General features: G+C 61.8%; 18 protein-coding genes. 4 read left to right on the forward strand and 14 right to left on the reverse strand.

Annotation, left to right across the window (positions count from 1 at the left end; translation table 11 throughout):
- Window positions 1-2: 2 nt before the first annotated feature.
- The 13 genes from WOC76_RS06760 to map all read right to left on the reverse strand — a co-directional run bounded on the left by WOC76_RS06760 (window position 3) and on the right by map (window position 12,961).
- Window positions 3-1,709: a UvrD-helicase domain-containing protein gene (locus WOC76_RS06760; RefSeq protein WP_341387755.1), complete on the reverse strand. Its 1,707-nt coding sequence runs from the start codon at window positions 1,707-1,709 to the stop codon at window positions 3-5.
- Between the two features lie 5 nt (window positions 1,710-1,714).
- Window positions 1,715-3,496, reverse strand: a complete 1,782-nt coding sequence (locus WOC76_RS06765) for an ATP-dependent nuclease (protein WP_341108104.1) — start codon at window positions 3,494-3,496, stop codon at window positions 1,715-1,717.
- Between the two features lie 372 nt (window positions 3,497-3,868).
- Window positions 3,869-4,885: a hypothetical protein gene (locus WOC76_RS06770; protein WP_341431340.1), complete on the reverse strand. Its 1,017-nt coding sequence runs from the start codon at window positions 4,883-4,885 to the stop codon at window positions 3,869-3,871.
- An 81-nt stretch (window positions 4,886-4,966) separates the two neighbouring features.
- Window positions 4,967-5,806 (reverse strand): restriction endonuclease, encoded by an 840-nt coding sequence (locus tag WOC76_RS06775; protein ID WP_341108102.1) that lies wholly within the window; start codon window positions 5,804-5,806, stop codon window positions 4,967-4,969.
- Entirely contained in the window at window positions 5,803-6,762 is a 960-nt protein-coding gene (locus tag WOC76_RS06780) for a restriction endonuclease (protein WP_341108101.1), read from the reverse strand. Before WOC76_RS06780 ends, WOC76_RS06775 begins: the two co-directional genes overlap by 4 nt.
- The gene (locus tag WOC76_RS06785; protein WP_341108099.1) at window positions 6,759-8,024 is read right to left on the reverse strand and encodes a three-Cys-motif partner protein TcmP; all 1,266 of its coding nucleotides are present in this window, start codon (window positions 8,022-8,024) and stop codon (window positions 6,759-6,761) included. Before WOC76_RS06785 ends, WOC76_RS06780 begins: the two co-directional genes overlap by 4 nt.
- Window positions 8,025-8,048: 24 nt before the next feature.
- Window positions 8,049-8,831, reverse strand: a complete 783-nt coding sequence (locus WOC76_RS06790; RefSeq protein WP_341108098.1) for a DUF5131 family protein — start codon at window positions 8,829-8,831, stop codon at window positions 8,049-8,051.
- A 51-nt stretch (window positions 8,832-8,882) separates the two neighbouring features.
- A complete protein-coding gene (locus WOC76_RS06795; RefSeq protein WP_341108096.1) occupies window positions 8,883-9,260 on the reverse strand; it encodes an XRE family transcriptional regulator in 378 nt (125 codons plus the stop codon).
- Window positions 9,261-9,264: 4 nt separating this feature from the next.
- Window positions 9,265-9,630: a type II toxin-antitoxin system RelE/ParE family toxin gene (locus tag WOC76_RS06800; RefSeq protein WP_341108094.1), complete on the reverse strand. Its 366-nt coding sequence runs from the start codon at window positions 9,628-9,630 to the stop codon at window positions 9,265-9,267.
- Between the two features lie 43 nt (window positions 9,631-9,673).
- A complete protein-coding gene (locus WOC76_RS06805) occupies window positions 9,674-10,093 on the reverse strand; it encodes a nuclease (RefSeq protein WP_341108092.1) in 420 nt (139 codons plus the stop codon).
- Window positions 10,090-11,343 carry a tyrosine-type recombinase/integrase gene (locus WOC76_RS06810; RefSeq protein WP_341108091.1) on the reverse strand — a complete coding sequence of 418 codons (1,254 nt, stop codon included), beginning with the start codon at window positions 11,341-11,343 and terminating at the stop codon, window positions 10,090-10,092. Before WOC76_RS06810 ends, WOC76_RS06805 begins: the two co-directional genes overlap by 4 nt.
- Window positions 11,344-11,498: 155 nt before the next feature.
- Window positions 11,499-12,128, reverse strand: coding sequence for a JAB domain-containing protein (locus WOC76_RS06815; protein WP_341108089.1), 630 nt, complete (start codon window positions 12,126-12,128; stop codon window positions 11,499-11,501).
- A complete protein-coding gene (map, locus tag WOC76_RS06820) occupies window positions 12,125-12,961 on the reverse strand; it encodes a type I methionyl aminopeptidase (protein ID WP_341108087.1) in 837 nt (278 codons plus the stop codon). Before map ends, WOC76_RS06815 begins: the two co-directional genes overlap by 4 nt.
- A 242-nt stretch (window positions 12,962-13,203) precedes the next feature.
- Here map and WOC76_RS06825 point away from each other — a divergent pair, with 242 nt between their 5' ends.
- The 4 genes from WOC76_RS06825 (at window position 13,204) to WOC76_RS06840 (ending at window position 15,626) form a co-directional block, all read left to right on the forward strand.
- The gene (locus WOC76_RS06825) at window positions 13,204-13,959 is read left to right on the forward strand and encodes a competence/damage-inducible protein A (protein ID WP_341108086.1); all 756 of its coding nucleotides are present in this window, start codon (window positions 13,204-13,206) and stop codon (window positions 13,957-13,959) included.
- Window positions 13,960-13,977: 18 nt separating this feature from the next.
- Window positions 13,978-14,493: a xanthine phosphoribosyltransferase gene (gene gpt, locus WOC76_RS06830; protein ID WP_341108085.1), complete on the forward strand. Its 516-nt coding sequence runs from the start codon at window positions 13,978-13,980 to the stop codon at window positions 14,491-14,493.
- 532 nt (window positions 14,494-15,025) lie between these two features.
- A complete protein-coding gene (locus tag WOC76_RS06835; RefSeq protein WP_341108084.1) occupies window positions 15,026-15,298 on the forward strand; it encodes a hypothetical protein in 273 nt (90 codons plus the stop codon).
- Window positions 15,299-15,431: 133 nt separating this feature from the next.
- Window positions 15,432-15,626 carry a hypothetical protein gene (locus tag WOC76_RS06840; protein ID WP_341108083.1) on the forward strand — a complete coding sequence of 65 codons (195 nt, stop codon included), beginning with the start codon at window positions 15,432-15,434 and terminating at the stop codon, window positions 15,624-15,626.
- Here WOC76_RS06840 and WOC76_RS06845 read toward each other — a convergent pair whose 3' ends face one another.
- Window positions 15,627-17,048: an amino acid permease gene (locus tag WOC76_RS06845; protein ID WP_341108082.1), complete on the reverse strand. Its 1,422-nt coding sequence runs from the start codon at window positions 17,046-17,048 to the stop codon at window positions 15,627-15,629.
- Window position 17,049: the final 1 nt, after the last annotated feature.

The following is a 17,049-nucleotide window of genomic DNA, read 5'->3' on the forward strand; positions in this document are numbered from 1 at the left end:
CCTTAAGGAAGGAGATGGCACGGTTGGATTTCCGGGGTCATGATCGTCACCGTGCGACGAGCGCGGGTGGCGGCGACATGGAGATTGAAGCGCGCGGACCGTTCGCCATCGGCGCCGGGCCGCTGGATGTAGCGCGAGAACAAGCCTTCGAAGACGATCACTTCGTCGAATTCCTTTCCCTTGGCCTTGTGAATGGTCATCACAGTGACGCCCTGTTGCGGGCGGGTCGTTGCTGCGAACTGGTCGTCCACGACGGCCGCAGCGAGCAGGGCGCGGGCACTGTTGTAAGTCCCATGGGTGCGCCAGGCTTCGGCCAGCTTGGATTCGATCTGGGCGCCGCGCCGCAGGAGGCGCATGTGGCGGGCTTCCTTGGCGAGCGCCTGAAACTCAGCTCGGTCGCTCGCGTCGAGCTGGCCACGGATTGCGCGCCAATCCGTCATGGGATCCCCGGTCAGATCAAGGGCTGCGACGTTGGCCAAAAGACTTCGGACGCCGGGACCAATGCCGCGAGCACCGAGCCCGTCCAGCCCTCGCACACGGACGGCTTGGGCAATTTCCCGATAGCGAGCCGCCTTTCGGATCGCGGTCGCAGAGGCCTCTTCGCTGCGCCCGAGTTCGAACGCGGCAAGGCCGTCCAGAACGGCGGCGGCATGATGCTGCTCGCTCGGGCGCGGCTCCATCAGGAGGGCGATCAGGTCTGCGGCGAGCATTGGGCCCTCGGCAGCGACGAGAATGTCCACCGGATAGGCGGGAAGGCCGTGGGTGGCTTCGGCCATGTATTCGAAGACGCTGACAGCCAGGACGTTCGCGGGAACGAGTACCGCAAGCGACCATTCGGCGTTGCGGCGCAGGCGGGCCGCAGCTCTGAGGATTTCCTGTTTGAGCGGTCTGAGGCTACGCCCACGATAGCGCGAGACCGCAACGCCTAAATAGCCGGGGGCTGTGTATTCGCCTGCGATGATGTCGTTGGCGAACTGCGCGATCGCCGTGCCGGGGCTTCGATTGTTTTCGCCAGCAAAATCAAAAGGCGTGGGGTTGAAGGCTGCGATAAATTCATCGAACCGGCGAGGATGTGCACCCTTGAAGTCGTAGATCCTCTGCTTGGGATCCCCCAATGCTATGAGGCGGCTGTGCCGCCCGAGCTGAGTGATCATCTGCCACTCTTCGGCGTTCGTGTCCTGAAATTCGTCGACGATGATCAGCGGATAGGCTCTTGCGTAAGCCGTCGCGAGCGCCGGGGCGACTTGGAATAGCTCCGTCAGCAGGGTCGGAAAGAGATCGAAGGCGACCAGGCCATCCCTGTTGAACAGTTCTCGTTGCCGAGCGGGTCGGGCGTCAGCATCAAGGCCGGCGAGGTACGCCCGCGCCTGGGCTGGGAGAAGCAGCGACACACCCTGCTTGGCGCATAGGAGATAGCCATGGCTCTTCAATATCGTCCAGGCGAAGCCATGATAGGTGTTGATCTCGATGCGTGAGATCAGCGCCCGAGGCAGCGTGGCGGTCGCCTGTTCGGCGATACGTGCCACGGTCGCTCTCGCAAAGCTGAGGAACAAGGCCTTTCCCAACGGACCGAGCCGCGCGCCGTCGAGATCGGCGCATGCCTTCGCGAGCGCGATGGTCGTCTTGCCGGATCCGGCACCACCGCGGACGAGGATATTGCCGTCCGTGCGCAGCAGGCGTTGTCTCTGTTCGCATAGGACCAACGCCATGACGATCACCCGAAGATATTGGCTTGTGCGGGAGGTGCTGGCGGTGGCGGCGCAGCCAGATTCTTCAGGGCCGTGATGATCCCGAGCATGGTCTGCGGAAAATGGCCGACCTGGCATTGCTCGAAGAAGACGGTGAGATAGTCATCCCCCTTCTTGTGCTTGAACAGTGCCAGGAAGGCAGCGCGATAGGTCTCATCGGGCGATCCTTGCGGTGGCACGAGGTTGTTCAGTGCCTGGGGCCATTCGCCGGCGCCGACGAAAAACCGCACGAACCAGGCTTGCATCGGAACCGATACCTCCGCGGCCAGCAGGTGTTCGAATCCCGCGTAGGGCTGCTCGAATGCGGCGTCGCACGATGCGAGGATGGCTTGACGTTCGGGTTGGGCTTGTTGGTCGAAGATGGTCGCAACGGTCTTGCCGAGGCTGCGGAAGAACGTAGCGAAGGAGGCGACCGCTGTCTGACCGCCCGCATCGAACGGCACCCAACCGAGGGCGTCCAGCCGTTGATAGGTCGCAGGCGCAAGTTCAGCCGCGCGACGCGCGACCGCGCTGTAGGCGACGAGCTCCGTCTTCCCCTCAACGACGATGACGCGACGGGCAAGAAGTGCTTCGCAAAAGCGGGTTCGAAAGCCGTCGCGGAAGGTCTTGAGCTTCAGGTTGTCGGGAAGCGCGATGTTCGACGCGGTCAGGCAACCGGCCGCATTGCGGGTCATCACCATCATCTGCTCGGGCTGGAACTGCTCGATCACATAGGGTGAGTGGGAGGTGAACAAGGCTTGGGCGGCGATTCCTCTGACCTTGTCGACGACGCGCTTTTGCACATGCGGTGGAAGTGAGAGTTCGGGCTCCTCCATCGCAAAGATGACACGGCCGTTGCGTCGCTCAGCGATGAGGCCAAGCATTGCCAGTACCAGCGCGTTGATCGTGCCCGATCCCTGATGCTGGAAGGGAGCGGCGTAGCCGGGCACGCCGGTAGCGAGGAAGGACTTCAGGACGCGGCGAAGGTCCTCGCGAGTGAGATCCGAGACGCGAAGGTGGGGCGCATCGGCCCATTCGCCGGGAACGATGTCGCGCATGGCGTCGCGGACGGCCGTCAGGATGCGCCCGAATTCCGGATCGTTGTCGCCGACGACATCGAGGTCGCGGAGCTGCCTCAGCAGACCCTCCCACATGCGCGTGCGGACCTCGTAGGTTTTGAGGATGATGTCCAGGAGCGACCCGCGTTCCATGGATAGTGCGCGGTTTCCGGTTCGCAGAGCCCGGAGATGAAGGAACCCGAATTCACGTTTGTCGTTCGAGCGGCACTCGTTGATGGGCGCGCCGTCTTCGCGTCGCGGCACGGCGAACCAGGTCTTGGCGGTGAAATCGTCATTCTCGGGGTCGTAGGCGCCTTCGAAGCGGATGCGAACTGCGGGTTCGATCCCTGGCTGTCCTAAGTTTGCGCCCTGGCCCGGCCCGAGGAGCGAGCGATCGGCCTGCCGCCAGAACTCGAGATTGTTTCGGAACTTCGTGCAGTGCTGCTCGTCAAGATCAGCGATGACGACTTCGACGACAATATGCTTCGGTGGCACCCCTTCGACGGGTAGATAGTCGCCGCCATAAAAGTCGTGCTCGTCGATCGCTTGCGTGCGCGCCAGGCGATCGGGACCGATGGCGAGTTCTATAGCCTCGAATACTGTCGATTTTCCGGTGTTGTTATCGCCGAGGAGAACGGATGTTCCGGAAAAATGAACGTCGGCTTGTCTTATACCCCGAAAATTCTCGAGATGAACGCGAGCGATTCGCACAACATGCCCCCAATACCCCGTTTCTTATTGATTGTTAGCATAACAGCCTGCTCCAACCTTGTCCGCTACCGCGCCGACGCGCACTGCGGCCATTCCACAATGCATCGGCCAGGGGGTGGCGTCGACGCGACAGGCCAACATGGTGATAGTCCTCAACGACTTCACCGGAGGCCGTCTGAGCGCGACTCCGCGACTCCGGGGTTCCTGCACTTTTGGCACGATCGCCGCCTCCCGGGCCGAGGCGGCGGCAAACGGCGGGAAGCGATCATTGTGCAGTGCCTAAGTCGCTCCCACTGGATTCGAGCACGATCCGCCAGCGGTGAAATGGCTTGCTTGTGCCATGGCAAGATGGCGTCCAGCTCGCAGGCCAGCTCAGTCGAACTGCGCCCGCGCGGTATCTGCCGGCAGCGACTTTCCGACCGTGACCCTGACGGTTATCGTATGGCGGGGGAGCACGGTGATGGTGGCTGGCGCTTCGCCGTCCTCGCCGGCCGTCGCGAGTTCGTCGATCAGTTCACGGACCGCCTGCTGGTCTCCTGTGACGATGCGCTTTACCCGGTCGTCGTCCCTGGTCTCCGACAGAATGGGGCCCCTGCGCGTTAAGCCCGCGAAGGCTCCGTGCGTTGCTCGCGGGGTGAAGTGCCCGATGAGGAACCATGTGAGGGGTAGGGCCGAACGAAACGCCTCGCTATGCAGCCCGAGAAGGCCTGTGGGCTTGCCGTCTGTCGACGTCAGCCAAATGCCAGCATCAATGCCGCCGTTCGAAAGCAAGGCGTCCCTCAGCGCAAGGCCTGCTCCAAAGTCGAAAATCTGATCACCCAGATTCCGCGTATGAAGGGCGCGCACCTTCATACGGGTTTGATCTGGAATCGACCCTGTTTGCGGACAATAGAGACCATATCGTAGCGCGCCTTTGCCGAGGATCGCGGAAAGCCGGTCCATTCGTGTTTGCTGATCCGCGTTCACGGCCTGAAAGCCTGCTCGCTGGTCGTATTCGCCCGAATGAGCGTTTCGAAAGAGCCGCTTCGCCTGGACGAGATAAGCTGTGGACCAGCTTTCCTCCGGAAGGATCCGATTATCGTAGGTGAGCACAAGCCCGAAATCGGACTGTGAGACGTGGCGCTCCATCGCTGTGTTGTGCGGATATGTGTCCAGCGTGACCTCGAAGTCGAGGCCGTCCTCGACTGCGGCAAGGTCGGCGTTGAGTTGATCAATGTTATAGGGAAGGCTTTCCTCCGCGCGTTGAGTGTCGGCGTCGAGCAACGCACAAAGCTCATTGGTGAGAGCGGGCTCATCTGGCGGATGCTTCCGGAGCATTCGCTGAGATAGAGCGTAGTCCACGCCGTCAAGATATCTTATTACGTGGGTAAGGTGCTGCGGTCCGAACATTGTCCTGCTTCTTGTTGCTGCGCTTCAGTCCGAGCGGCGCGTAGGATTCTCAACAGTGGTTTTCGTCGCGTTGTGAGGCGACTAATACGTGTCTGCGAACAGAATGTTCGGGAGGGTGTGCGTAGGAGTCCAAGCCCCGTGCACCTGCCTGACGTACGATTGGCAAACGGCAACTATCTTGTCGGAATCCCCTAAGCGAACGAGTTGGCGCGCGATTTCGGAACGCCCAGTAAGGGCCGGCGCGCTATATCCGGAGCTGGACAACAGAAGCCCTCGGATTGCGCGCTTTGCTATCACGACCTCGAAAAATCGTTCTAGAATGTCGGGGTTTGGCCTGGAAGGCGCTCTCCAGTGCTTAATCTCTACGAGATAGATTGCGGGTTGATCGTGTTCTTTGCAGCGTAGCTCTAAATCGAAGCCACCATCGCGCCCAGGGCGAGTTACAAGAACGTCGAAACCCAAGACCGAAAGAACCTCGCCCATCAATCGTTCGAGGTCGCGCCACTCGACATGGACAAGGTAATCTTGGCAACGGACGATTTCCTGAGCCAGGACCTGCAACATCGAACGCAGGGCGCGTTCCACAAGTGCGCCAAGAATGGCTTCGTGATCTGGCGATGTTTCCTGTCCATCTGCGGCGTCTGCAAAATAGCGCTTGAGACGGGGGCCGCCGCCGTTGACTGACCACACAATTCGGCCGTCGGTGTCTTCGGCCTCGGCTCGTTCCAGCGTGAATCGCCAGTGTCTGCCGTTTGGGGGCACATGTCCTCTCCAGGCGTACTGGAGGTGAGGGCGCCGCCCGAGCACTGTGAGATCGGCAAGCAGATAGGGGCCGCGTGGGTCGTTGTCCGGATTCCGATAGCGGTCCGAATTGGTGAGCGGTTGGGAGCCGGTGGGCGAGGAGGTGTTATGAATGGTCACGACCGATCCTCGCTGTCTGGCCAATTGCCACCAGTTCGAAGGTCAGCGATGTCGGTTGAGTTCTTGGGAATCTGCAATGAGATGCGCCAGTCCTTTTCTTTTGACTGGCGCGAAGCAAATTCGACGCGCTGGATCGCTGACGTCTCGTCGGAGGTGTATTCAACCTTCTTGGCGGCATCGAGAAAGACGTGCTCAGCCTCTATCCAAAGCGCCATGGTAACGATGACATCGCCAAGCAGGCAGGGTCCATCCGCGGAAACGAGGGTCACTGTTCCAGGATAGGGAAAGCACGCGGTACGGAGTGCGGGTGGCTGCGCCTTCTCAATCCCTTCAAATGGATCGATAGCCTCTTGTAATTGGAGCCAAAGATCGTTCAAAGACCAAGTCCCGCCGGTCTCATCGTTGCGGAAGATTGGCGCGAACGGATCGGTGTTCCCAGGCAGGACGAAGTCAACATCTTCCGGGGAGGGCATTTTCCAATCGAGGGAACGAAATTTACGAATACCAACTCGTGAGATGGCGCAAGCTTTGTGCCAAAAGAGCACGAAGTCTAAACGCAACAGAGAATTTATATCGTCGGCCGTGATATCCGATATTTTCCGAAGAGAGATGCCATTCTGATCAGCAAGTGAGTTTGTGGATTCTGTGAATCCTGCCGCACTCACCGCTATCGTTCGGTCGGCGCCGATCGCGCTCTTTTTGGTAGCAAGTTGTTCGATCCAAGTGACGTCTTGAATCTTCGTTCTCCGACGGCACTCGATGGTAACAAGCATCTCGGCCGTGCCGATCCGAGAGCGGATGCTTGCGTCGACCTCCCGCAGCCGGCCAGTGATCTTGCACCTGATACGATCAGGGGATTTCACAACGATTCCACGCGGGCCAGCGTCCGCCTCGATGCGCGCAACCAAACGCTCGAATTCGCGCCATTCGGGATCTTGACGACGCCGGACGGTCACTGCTTGTCACTCCTCCCTGTTCCCGCGCTCAGGAACATGGGGAAGAAGCTTCGCTGCGTCTTCACCTTGATGACGTCATTGGCTGCGATCGTGTTGGCTTTTCGTCGCTCTCCACCTGCCGGCGTGATTACCTCCAGGTCGGGGTTCTCGATGATTGCTGCATGCACATCATCCGCATGCGCGGGGGTGATGTTGTAAATGCTCCCGTAGAAGTCCACGACGGACATGGCGTCGCCTGATTCCGTCACGAGGCGCGGAATATCCCCCAAGAGCTGGTTCTTCGCGGACGCGCGACCGCTATCGTCAAAGAGATAGAGCATGCCCTCATCGTGCCTCGGATCATATGACAGCATGTCGAGGCCGGACCGACCGAAATGAGCCTGAATGCTCGCATTGTCATGAAGGATGTTGTTGTAAACCTGCCTCGCCCGATAGGCGTTGGCGAAGTGGATCAACCAATACCGCCATCCGCCCGGATTGTTGATCGAGAAGGGACTGACATAGGGCGCGCATAGACGGAAGGTGTCAAAGACGATCTTCTCCGCCGTCCCTAGCCAATCGTTCTTGCTCATGAGTCCATTGAGCGCATCGACATTCGCGCTCGTTAGCCCAAGGTGAGCAAGCCGGACCTTTAGCTGCTCCGGCTGGCTCTTCTGTAGGAATGCCAGAAGTGAACTGATCATAAAGGTGTAAAAGATCTCGGCGGCAGGATAGGAGCGCATAATGTCAAGGAGCGTATCCCGCTCGACGTGGCTGTCGCCACATTGATCCAGATTGAAGAGCACGCTTTTGTAGCGTCCTTGCTCCAGGAACGTCTTGATCTTTGGATACGCAGCCTCGAAAAACTCGTTCAGGTACTCCACGCGAAGGTGTAGCCTTGAGCACGTCTGAACAATGTCCGCTTGCATCGGCCCAACATGTGTCTTCAGCAATTCTATGGCATCGCGGCTAGCATCGTTGAAGATAACAAGACACTCGACCTCGATGGCGCCGAGGCCTTGAACTACACGATGCGTATTCACTGCCTCGACGGCACGTTTCAGCTCTTCGATGAATATCAGTGGCGACCCAGACGTACCGCAGTGATATCGTCCACCACCGGCAAATCCATCGACAATTGCTAGCCGAAAGCGCTCCTGTTGAGGCAGCCTGCAGCGGACGGTCAGATAGTCGAAGACGTATTCGTGCAGGATTTTATGTTTGCGCTTTGAATGCTCTTTGAGCTTTGCGCCATCAGCCCATTCATATCGTTTTTCGACCACGTCGCCCCCCGACCGTATTGCGCCTCAAGGAACAGCGGAGGGAACGGTGGGCATCTCATCCCAGGTCCGCCCCCTATATTCGCGCCCGTTGGCCTTTTTTGACCGCTTCTTGTTGTCTTTGCCCCAGGTGCCCCACTGTTTGAAAAAGAAGGCTGTCCGGGCGGACAAGCACTGCACATAGATTTCGTCGATCCACTCCTCACGGATTGGCCGAGCTGCCTTCCCGCTTTCGCCGCCGACGATCGCCCAATGGATGTCCCGGAAGTCGACAGTGCCAACGGCTCCGATAAGGGGCTCGAAGGAAATGAATCGAATGGCTGCCGGCACCTGGCGCAGGTGCTCTACGCGACCGACCACGGCCGCGTTCTCGATGCTCGTGCCGAGCCAGACATTGGGCAGGACGTCGCCGATGAGGGTGGCGACCAACTTGGCCATGCGTTGGGGACGCTTCGTGAGGATCTGATAGTTGTGATGCGGTGTGTCGCGCATAACCTGCCAGACGTCGCGAATGAACGCGTCGCTAACCCGTTCATGAAACAGGTCGCTCATCGAGTTTACAAATATCTTGCGGGACTTGCGCCAGCGGTGCGGAATCGAGAGCGCCTCACGGTCCTCACGCACGACACCATTCCAGACGGTGCGTTTTCCACTTCTGCGAGTCAGGTCGGCGTATTTCTGCACACCCATCGCCTCGAGGCGTTTGGCCATCTCCATGGCGTAGCAATGTGTGCAGCCGGTGGTTACGATTGAGCATCCCGCGACGGGATTCCAAGTGGCGTCCGTCCACTCGATCTGGGTTTCAGCCATCTTGTCCCCCGTGCCGTTTTTGTGTCGGCCAGCGCCTTAGGCAGTTCTCAGTCATCGGGCGCCGGCTTGCTTTCGACGGCGCGCTACGGTGCGAACTGGGGCACTCCTCTCGACGCCGACATCGCCGAGGCTGTGCAGCCGAAGCACAGGGCGCGCTGGAAGCTTCACCGTCAATTCGAGCTTCCCGCCGATCGCCTCGACATAACTGCGCAGCGTCGAGAGATACATATCCGCCTGCTTCTCGATCTTGGAGACCGAGGGCTGCTTGATGTTCAATGCGCTCGCGACGTCTTCCTGGGCTTTGCCGGCGATCTGGCGCAGCTCGCGGAGTCCTTCGACTTCCTGCCGGAGTTCGTCGTAGCGAGCCTCGATCTGCTCCTGCTGGTCGCGGGGCAGCGAAGCTATGACTTCATCCAGGCTCCGTCCCATAGGATCATCCCTTCTTTACGGATTTCAGGTTTTCCAGATGGTCGGAAAACCGGCTATCCGCCTTCGCGATAAGCTGCTTGTAGAAGCGCTTTTGGCTAACGCCCGACTTGTCGCCCGCGACGAGAAGGATAGCCTCTCGTTCGGGGTCAAACGCGAAGGCTACGCGCCATTCGCCGTCGGCGGCCGAGAAACGCATTTCCTTCATGTTGGTGTGTTTCGAGCCCTTGAGCGTATCGACATAGGGCCGACCCAGCTGCGGGCCGTATTCGGCGAGCAGCTTCGCGACGGCCAGCAATTCGGTCTGGACCCCGCGCTCGAAAGCCAGAAACTCCGCCTCGAAGGCATCATGCAGTCTGACCTCCCAGTTCATATAGCTTCTAAGCTATGTCGGGTCAAGGGCGAATGTGCCGGCATCAGTTACCACCCGCGACAACGCCGGCCTGGAGAAGAAGGTCTCCGATGCCGTCAGTGCCAATCCGGCAGCGGGCGATCACGCGATCGAATGAGACGACACGGCCGCTCTGGCCGCGCTCCGCCGTGGATGTGATCTCGCGATGTAGGGCTATGCGCTCAAGTGCCACCTTGGCCGCTGTGCCGCCGGCTTGGTGAAGCTCAGGCGCATCGAAATCGGCGAGGGGAACCTCTATCCACTCGTTGGGGTCGGCCGTCCTGCCGACGCACAGGCCGTCGCCGTCGCCAACGTATCGGACCGTGCCGAAGAACCGCACACCGGGTTGGGCTGGTGGAGGCGCTTTGCACGGATCTGCATAGGCAGGCGCGACCGAGCAGAAGAAGACAAGCATGCCGGCGAGAAGGAAAGACCGGCGGCTCACGCGGCAGCCTTCAACGCGCTGTTGCCCTTCTTCTTTTTCAGGAGCGCGCGGACGAACTTGTCCCAGCGCACCATGCCGGCGCGCTTCTCGGGCATGTAGTTCCAGCGATCATAGTTCTTGGAGCTGACGTCCTGCAGCGCGTGGTTCTGGAGGCGATCCCGAATCTCTTTCGGCACCCCCGCCTTGCCGGCGAGCGTCTTGAACGTCCGCCGCAGGTCGCGGTTGGTCGCGTAGGGGATGACGCCGCGGTCGCGCTGCCGCCAGACGAAGCTGTAGAGCGTGCCGTGGCTGACCGGCTTCGACGGATCCTTCGCCGAAGGAAAGTACCAGCCGAATTCGTTCGGCTTGATCGACTCGATAAGCTCGGCTGCAAGCGATGGGACCGGGACGGCGTGCGGTTGAAGGTTCTTGGTCTTTGACCAGTCGATGATCCGCTCGGCCGTGTCCCACTGATCGACATGAAGTCGCGCGATCTCCTCAACGCGCTGGCCGGTGAGCATGATGAGCTGCACGGCGCGCGGATATGAGGGGTGGACAGGAGTGTCGGGGCAATCGAGCCAGCGATAGAGCTGGACGAACTCATCCTCGCTGAGCCAGCGTGTGCCCTGGACCTTCGGCTCAGTCGGGATGTCTGAGGCCGGGTTGAAGGGAAGCCGGAAGCGGCGAGGAGATGTGTTCCGGTAATCGTTGTCCGACTTCATCCCCCAGCTAAAGGCAGCATGGATATAGGACCGGACATGATCAGCCATCGATCGAGCGCCGCGCTCATAGATCGGCCGGATCAGCTCCACGATTTCATCGGCCTCGATCTCGCGGGCGAGGCGATTGCGTCCGAGCGTGTCGGCAATCTTGTTGAGGCCTTTCTCCGTTTCCTTCCAGGAGGGCTTGCCGGCAGCTTTCAGCCCTGCAACGTAGCCTTCGAACAGATCCGCGACGGTCCCCGGCCGAGTGTCCGTCGCGATCTTGATACTGCGACCCTTCTGGATCACGTCAGCGAAGTCGCGTTTGAAAATTTCACGCGCTTGAGCGAGTGACATTGAGGGATACGAACCGAGTTTCTTCTTCGAGCGTTTCCCGTCTCGCCATTGCTGCGCCATCCAATCGGCCGTAACTCGCTTCGGCATGGGCTTGAGCACGAGCACCAGACGGCCAGTGCCGCGTCCTTCGCCGTCGGCGAGATTCTCCTGCTTTTGGCCCAGTTCGACACGCTTCAGTGCGTGCCGGATTGCGGTGTCGGTCAGGCTTGGCATGGCGTTTCTCCTGGTCCCCAACTGGGATCGGTCGAGGAGAAACGGGGATCGTTTGCTGGGATCGGAAAGCCGTTTTCAATCCCTCTAACCGCCCCCAACTTGCCATAACCGCCTCCTGTACGCAATGCGCAAAAATCCACTATTTGCTTGATGATTCAGCGGTATTGAGCGTGATCCAGCGTGACTTTAAAGGTTGTAGTGGGGTGGTTATGGGCCAGAATGAGCGCGCTCGCGCCGAGCTCCAGCGCGCGGCGCACCACCTCGCGGGGATAGACGGGCGTGTGATCGACCGTGCCGACGCCCTGCACCTCGTCGGCGATGAGAGCGTTGCGCTTGTCGAGAAAAAGGATGCGAAACTGCTCGCGCTCGGCGTAGGCCATGGCGGTGCGGCAGTAATCTGTCACGGCCGAAAAGGAGGAGAGAACCTTCCGCTTCTCGAGCGCGCCGCGGGCGAGGCGGCGCGCCGCCGCTTCCGCCACCTTCAGATCGACGATCGCGCCATCCGGCAATCCGGGGATCTCGCGCAGGCGCTCGGGACGCGCGGCGATCGCCTCGGCGAAGGAGCCGAAGCGCTCGACCAGCGCCTTGGCGAGCGGCTTCACGTCGCGTCGCGGAATGGCGCGAAAGAGCAGAAGCTCGAGAAGCTCGTAATCGGCGAGGGCCTGATCGCCGGCCTCCATGAAACGCTCGCGCAGGCGCTGGCGATGGCCGTGATAATGCGGGACCGGAGCTTCCTCCAGGCCCGCCACCGCCACATCCAGATCGCCGACGCCGCGCTTTTTCATGTGGCCGCGGGAGCGGCCGCCGGATTGTCCAGCCCCTGGGGCGAGAGGGTGAAGATTTCCGCGCCCGTCTCGGTCACGCCGATCGAATGCTCGAACTGCGCCGAAAGCGAGCGGTCCCGCGTCACCGCCGTCCAGCCGTCGGAGAGGATCTTCACCTGCGGCTTGCCCAGATTGATCATCGGCTCGATGGTGAAGAACATGCCGGGGCGAAGCTCGACGCCCTGTCCCTTCACGCCGTAGTGCAGGATGTTCGGCTCGTCGTGGAAGACGCGGCCGAGGCCGTGGCCGCAGAAATCACGAACGACCGAGCAGCGCTCGCTTTCGGCGTATTGCTGGATCGCAGCGCCGATGTCGCCCGTCGTCGCACCCGGCTTTACGGCTGCGATGCCCCGCATCAGCGATTCGAAGGTCACGTCGATGAGCCGCTGCGCCTTGCGGGGAATGTCGCCGACCCCGAACATGCGGCTCGCGTCGCCGTGCCATCCGTCGACGATGAAGGTCACATCGATATTGACAATGTCGCCGTCGCGCAGCGGCTTGTTATCAGGCACGCCATGGCAGACGACGTGATTGATCGAGGTGCAGATCGACTTGCGATAGCCCCTGTAGTCGAGCGGCGCCGGATAGGCCCCGTGCGCGAGGGCGAAATCGAAGACGAGATCGTCGAGCTGCTGGGTGGTCACGCCCGGCTTGACGTGGGGGAGGAGCATGTCGAGCGCCTCGGCGGTGAGCCGGCCCGCCTTGCGCATGCCTTCGAAATCCTCAGGCCCGTGCAGCTTGATGTGGCCGCTCTTGCGGCCGGCGGGGGCGAGATGGGATTCGATGAAGGTCATGCGGGCTCTTTTTTGAGAATGGGCGGAATTGATCGACAAGGTAGTGATTTCAACGGCCAAAGCAAGGACGCCGATCAAGCTTCGGCTCAGCCGGGCCGAGCGTGCGAGTCTCGGTCTCCAAGCCCGCCTGACGCCTAGCTTTTCTCTTTGGCTCCCACGACGGCGCCTTCTTTGCCGTTTTGCGAGGCTTGGCGTTTCGACCCGCCGTCGCCATAATCACGCCCTCCAGGGAGGCGCAGCGGATGATGGAAACCGGAACGGGCGAGGAGCCGGCGACGGCGGCGGTTCTCGTCATCGGCGATGAAATCCTGTCCGGCCGGACGCAGGACGTCAATACGCGTTACATCGCCAATTATCTGGCGCAAATCGGCGTCGATCTGCGCGAGGCGCGGGTCGCGCCCGACGTGGAGGAAGAGATCGTCGCGGCGGTGAACGCGCTTCGCGCCCGCTACGACTATGTCTTCACGACGGGCGGAATCGGGCCGACCCACGACGACATCACCGCCGACGCGATCGCCCGGGCCTTCGGCGTCGAGGCCGGGGAAGACCCCCGCGCCATCGCCATGCTGCGCGAGCGCTTCAGCGAGGAGGAGCTGAACCCGGCGCGCCGCCGCATGGCGAGAATCCCCAAGGGCGCCGAACTCATTCGCAACGCGGCGTCGAAGGCGCCCGGATTCTGGATCGGCAATGTGATCGTGATGGCGGGCGTGCCGATGATCATGCAGTCCATGATGGACACGGTCGGCCCGCAGCTGAGGGCGGGCGCGCGCGTGGTCGTCGAAACGATCGAAGCGGGGGCGATTCCCGAGGGAAGCTACGCCAAGGGCCTGGAAGAGATCGCCCATGCCCATGAGACCGTGAGCATCGGCTCCTATCCGAGCTTCACGGGGCAGGGCTTTCGCAATCAGATCGTGCTGCGCAGCCGGGACGCCGCCGGGCTCGCCGCCGCCACGAAAGCCGTGCGCGCGCTTCTCGACGAGCTCGCAGCCGCCCGCTAAGCCATGAGGAGCTCGAACATGCAGGCTCTGTCGGAAAAGACCTTTCCCGTCTCCTGGGACATGTTCCACAGGGACGCGCGCGCCCTTGCCTGGCGCCTGGCCTCCATCGGCGGTTTCTCCGCCATTGTCGCGGTCACCCGCGGCGGGCTGGTGCCGGCCGGAATCATCGCGCGAGAACTCGGCATTCGCGTCATCGAGACCATCTGCGTCGCGAGCTACCACGAGGAGACCGAGCGCGAGGCCATTCAGATCCTCAAGCCCTTGACCGAGACGATCCTGTTGCGGCCGAGCGAGGAAGTGCTCATCGTGGACGATCTCGTGGACACGGGCGCAACGGCGCGGGCGGTGCGGGAGATGCTGCCGCGGGCGCATTTCGCGACCGTCTACGCCAAGCCGCAGGGTCTGCCGGCGGTCGACACTTTCGTGACCGAAGTCTCGCAGGACACGTGGATTTATTTTCCCTGGGACACAGGCCTCTCCTTTCAGGCGCCCATTCGCAAGGCCGAGGATTTTCGCCAGAAAATCCGGCGCTGACTCGTCGTCCGGAAATCTGAGCTTGGCGCCCTTGCAGGGAGCGCCCTATAAGAGGCGCGTCGCGTTCGTGCGGGCGTGGCGAAACTGGTAGACGCAACGGACTTGAAGCAATTTGAGTGCTCCAGACGGGAAACCGCCGGAGTAGAACCGCTCAAAGTCGGGGAAACCTCGCAAGTGGCGATCCCGAGCCAAGCCCGCCGTTTGGGCGGGAAGGTGTAGAGACTAGACGGGCGGCGCCTAAGGCGCGAAGGCGCTAGGGCGAAGGGATAGTCCAGACCCCAAACCCGCATTCGCGGGGCGGCGAAAGCCGTGGCGGGTACGAAAATCCGTAGGGCCGCGAGGCCTGTGCCGGTTCGATTCCGGCCGCCCGCACCACGCCGGCCTTTTGCATAGAAAACGTCTTCCCCCTGCGCGTAACCAGACGCGCCCCTGGCTCCATCGGATTTTGTCGGCGTGGCTTCATGTCTTCCCGTCGCGCGGCGCCTAGCTCAGGCGGAGGCGGACCATCAACCGCACGGACGAGGACATGAACATGAAGAAGCTTATTCCCACGACGCTGCTCTTCGGCGCCGTGACAATGGCCGGCGTCGCCGCGAGCGTCTCGCCCGCCGCCGCCTTTCTGCACGAAAGCCATCATGGCGCGCATCACAGGGGATCGGGCTGTTTCGTCACCACCTCGGCGACGCACAACACCAAGGGCATCCGTCATTGGCGCAGCCCCTGTCCGCACCATGAGCGCAAGCACCTCAACCCTTATCATCCCGGCCACCACCGCCCGCATCATCCGCATCCGTCGCCGCATTGAGCGCCGCGCGCGTCGGTTCAGATCGATGTGGCCGGAATCGGCGCGGTCTTTGGCGACTTACGCCCGACAAGGCCGCGCGCCACGCCTTACCTTCCCGGTTGAGAGTCAGCTCCGGGAAGAGAGGCGAAGCGCAATGCTGATCGTCATTTACATTTGCGCCAACGCCATTGCGCGGGACCAGTGCAACGACGATACGGCGCGCGCCGTCATCAAGCGTCAGGTCGAAAGCGTGATGTGCGGCGTGCCGAGCCAGTATATGGCCCAGCTGACCGGCGAGGCCGGCGTGAAAGAAGGAGAATATGCGCGGGTTCGGTGCATCATGAGATGATCATTTCGGCGCAGGCGCGTCTCGCGTCGCCTCTCCGGCAAGGCGGCTGTGGCGTTTGCCGTATAAGAAATACACGGCCAGGCCGATCGCCAGCCAGACGATGAAGCGCTCCCAGGCGATAACAGGGAGCCGGGACAGCAGCCAGATCGAAAAGCCGACGCCGACGAGCGGCGTGAAGGGCACGAAGGGCGCGCGGAAGCTGCGCGTCGCATCGGGTCGGGCGCGTCGCAATACGATCACCGCCAGGCAGATCACGACAAAGGCGGAGAGCGTGCCGATGTTGACGAGTTCGGCGACCTCCTTGATCGGATAGAGCGCGGCGACGACCGCGGTGAGCGCGCCCGCGATGAGCGTCGGCCGGTGCGGCGTGCGGAAACGCGGATGCAGGACAGCGAACCATGCCGGCAGGAGCCCGTCGCGGCTCATGGCGAACCAGATGCGCGCACAGCCAAGAAGAAAGGCGAGCATGACGCTCGTGATGCCGGCGACGGCCGCGACCGAAACGATGAAGGCGACCCAGGACAAGCCGATCGAGGCGAAGGCGGTGACGACCGGCGCGGGATTGTCGAGCGTGTCGTAGCGGACGATTCCCGTGAGAACGAGCGCCATGGCGACGTAGAGCGTCAGCGATATGGCGAGCGAGAGCAGGACGGCGCGCGGCAGATCGCGTTGCGGATCGCGCGCCTCCTCGGCGGCCGTGGTGAGCGTGTCGTAACCGAAGACGGCGAAGAAAACGACCGCCGCGCCTTCGGTGACGCCCGAGAAGCCGAAAGGCATGAAGGGCCGCCAGTTTTCGAGGCGGACATAGGGCAGGCCGACGGCAATGACAAAGATCACGGCGGCGACCTTCAGAACGACCATGGCGGCGTTGAAACGCGCGCCCCATTCGATGCGCAGCGTCAACAACCCGGATACGCCGAGGGCGCCCAGCGCCGCGAGAAGGTCGATCACATGTCCTTCGCCTGTCCCCGGCGCCCCGGCGGCCCATGGGGGAAGCGGGACGCCGAGCTGTCCGAGCAGCGATTGCAGATAGGCCGACCAGCCGATCGACACCACGGCGACGACCAGCGCATATTCCAGCAGGAGATCCCATCCGATGATCCAGGCGGCGAGTTCGCCGAGCACGGCATAAGCGTAAGTATAGGCGCTACCCGCAACCGGAATGAGGCCGGCGAATTCGGCGTAGGATAGCGCCGCCGCGCCGCTCGCGACGCCTGCGATGAGAAAGGAGAGCGCGACAGCCGGGCCGGCCTGCGTCGCCGCGACCACGCCCGTCAGCACGAAAATGCCGACGCCGATCAGCCCGCCCAGTCCGATACTGGTGAGTTGCCAGACGCCGAGCACGCGGCGAAAGCCCGAGCCGCCGGTCTCAGATGCGAGCGCGTCGATGGATTTGACGCGACCGAGCTCACGAAGCCCCATG

Origin of the sequence: Methylocystis sp. IM3, from assembly GCF_038070105.1 — a bacterium.
Taxonomy (GTDB): Bacteria; Pseudomonadota; Alphaproteobacteria; order Rhizobiales; family Beijerinckiaceae; genus Methylocystis.